The following is a 2,491-nucleotide window of genomic DNA, read 5'->3' on the forward strand; positions in this document are numbered from 1 at the left end:
TCAACGCTGATTTTAGAAAGCCCATAACGAACATGGCCACCGTGACGCCTCGCGCGACCAATGAAAGCCTGCATCCGACGATCGGCGCTGGCCGGCTGACGCTCGGCAATCGCATCCTGCTCAGCTTCGGCGTGCTGTTCGTGCTGATGCTGGTGACAGCCGGCGTGTCGTACGAGCGACTGCGCGCGATCAATACCGAAGCCGTCAGCATCGAGCGCGACTCGCTGCCCGGCGTCTACCTCGCGTCGTCGCTGCGCGGTTCTGTCAACGAATCGTTCACGCTGCTGCAGCAGGCGACCTTCGTCGACACCCAGCCCGAAACCGCGCAACGCGATCTCGCGAAGATCTCCGACTCGCTGAAGGAGATCGAGTCGCTGACGGTCGACTACCAGAACACGACGTTCCGCGATGACGACCGGCAGCGCTTCGCGGCGTTCCGCGGCGCGTACGACCACTACGTGCCGCTGCTGAACGAAGCCGTGCAGAAGAGCCGCTTGTCGCGTGAGGAGGCCGTCGCCGCCTACGCGAAGACGGTGCCCGCGTGGACCGAGGTCGTGCGCAACGCGAACGTGCTGGTGCAGGAAAACCGCAAGTTCGCCGAGCAGTCCGCGAAGCTGATCCGCGAATCCGTGCAGGACACCGAGGTGGTGCTCGCGACCGCACTGGCGTTCGTGCTGCTGTCCGCGCTCGGTCTCGGCTACTTGCTGTTCCGTTCGGTGACCGTGCCGATGGCGCGGCTCGTCGAGGTGCACGACGTGATGCGCACCGGCAACCTGACGCGGCGCCTCGACCTGCGCCGTCGCGACGAATTCGGCACGCTCGAGACGGGCTTCAACCGGATGGCCGACGAGCTGACCGAGCTCGTGGCACGCGCCCAGCAGTCGTCGCTGCAGGTGACGACGTCGGTGGCCGAGATCGCGGCGACGTCGCGCGAGCAGCAGGCAACCGCGAACGAGACCGCGGCGACGACGACCGAGATCGGTGCGACCTCGCGCGAGATCTTCGCGACGTCGCGCGACCTGCTGCGCACGATGAACGAGGTGGCCGGCGTGGCCGAGCAGTCGGCGACGCTCGCGGGCGTGAGCCAGAGCGGGCTCACGCGAATGGGCGAGACGATGCGCAGCGTGATGGATGCGGCCGGTTCGGTGAACGCGAAGCTCGCGATCCTCAACGAGAAGGCGCTGAACATCAACCAGGTGGTCGCGACGATCACCAAGGTGGCCGACCAGACCAACCTGCTGTCGCTGAACGCGGCGATCGAGGCCGAGAAGGCCGGCGAGTACGGCCGCGGCTTCGCCGTCGTCGCGACCGAGATCCGCCGCCTCGCCGACCAGACGGCGGTGGCGACCTACGACATCGAGCAGACCGTGAAGGAAATCCAGTCGGCGGTGTCGGCGGGCGTGATGGGGATGGACAAGTTCTCCGAGGAAGTGCGCCGCGGCATGCTCGACGTGCAGCAGGTCGGCGGGCAGCTGTCGCAGATCATCGCCGAGGTGCAGACGCTCGCGCCGCGCTTCCAGATGGTCAACGAAGGGATGCAGACGCAGGCGAACGGCGCCGAGCAGATCACGCAGGCGCTGTCGCAACTGTCGGAGGCCGCGCAGCAGACGGCCGAGTCGCTGCGTCAGTCGTCGCAGGCGATCGACGATCTGACGCTCGTCGCGAACCAGTTGCGCACCAGCGTGTCGCGTTTCAAGGTCGACGCGTGACGCGCGCCGACGCGCAGAACGGCGCCCACGCGCTGTTCCTGATGTTCGAGCTCGACGGCGAACGCTATGCGCTCGACGCGGCCGGCATCGACGAGGTGCTGCCGCTCGCGGTCACGAAGGCCGTGCCCGGTGCGCCCGACTGGATCGCCGGGCTGCTGATGCGCGGCGGCCAGCCGGTGCCGGTGATCGACGTGCCGATGCTGGCGCTCCGGCGCCGCGCGCATGCGTTGCGTTCGACGCGGCTCGTGATGGTTCGCTACCGCGCGAACGGGGCCGGCGGCGAGCGCACGATCGGGCTGATCGTCGAGCGCGCGACGCAGACGATGCGGATCGACCGCGCCGCGTTTCGCGCGAGCGGCATCTCGACCGCGCGCACGCGCTGGCTCGGGCTGGTCGCGAACACGCCCGACGGCGTCGTGCAGCAGGTGTCGGTATCCGACCTGATCGACGACGTCGCGCGCCTGTATCTGTTCGACGGCCTGCCGGGCCACGGGGGAGAGTCTGCATGAAAGAGTCCGAATCGCGATTTCGCGGTTGGCTGCTGCGCGAGACCGGCATCGACCCCGATTCGCTCGGCAACGATTTCCTGATCCGCGCGCTGACGGAGCGCGTGCATGCGCTGCAGACGGACGGCGAGCGCCTGCCGTCGGCGGCGCGGCCGCCCGTGACGCAGGACGCGCTCGACGCATACTGGCAGCAGCTCAACGCGTCGGCCGACGAGCGGCGTGCGCTGATCGAGCTGTTCGTCGTGCCCGAGACCTGGTTCTTCCGCGACCGCGAGG

At 68.4% G+C, this 2,491-nt stretch carries 2 protein-coding genes and 1 pseudogene; all 3 read left to right on the plus strand.

Annotation, left to right across the window (positions count from 1 at the left end; genetic code table 11):
• The first annotated feature begins 32 nt into the window (after nucleotides 1-32).
• Entirely contained in the window at nucleotides 33-1,709 is a 1,677-nt protein-coding gene (locus JYJ84_RS34045) for a methyl-accepting chemotaxis protein (protein WP_122949091.1), read from the plus strand.
• Nucleotides 1,706-2,218, plus strand: a complete 513-nt coding sequence (locus JYJ84_RS34050; protein ID WP_122949092.1) for a chemotaxis protein CheW — start codon at nucleotides 1,706-1,708, stop codon at nucleotides 2,216-2,218. Before JYJ84_RS34045 ends, JYJ84_RS34050 begins: the two co-directional genes overlap by 4 nt.
• Nucleotides 2,215-2,491: pseudogene (locus JYJ84_RS34055) on the plus strand (MCP methyltransferase); the annotation flags it as partial. The gene JYJ84_RS34050 and the pseudogene JYJ84_RS34055, both read left to right, overlap by 4 nt.

This window comes from Burkholderia sp. LMG 13014 (assembly GCF_905232215.1).
Classification (GTDB): Bacteria; Pseudomonadota; Gammaproteobacteria; order Burkholderiales; family Burkholderiaceae; genus Burkholderia.

Excerpts from the sequence above, each read along its gene's own strand:
- JYJ84_RS34045 (WP_122949091.1), top strand. The coding sequence starts at position 33 with ATGGCCACCGTGACGCCTCGCGCGACCAATGAAAGCCTGCATCCGACG.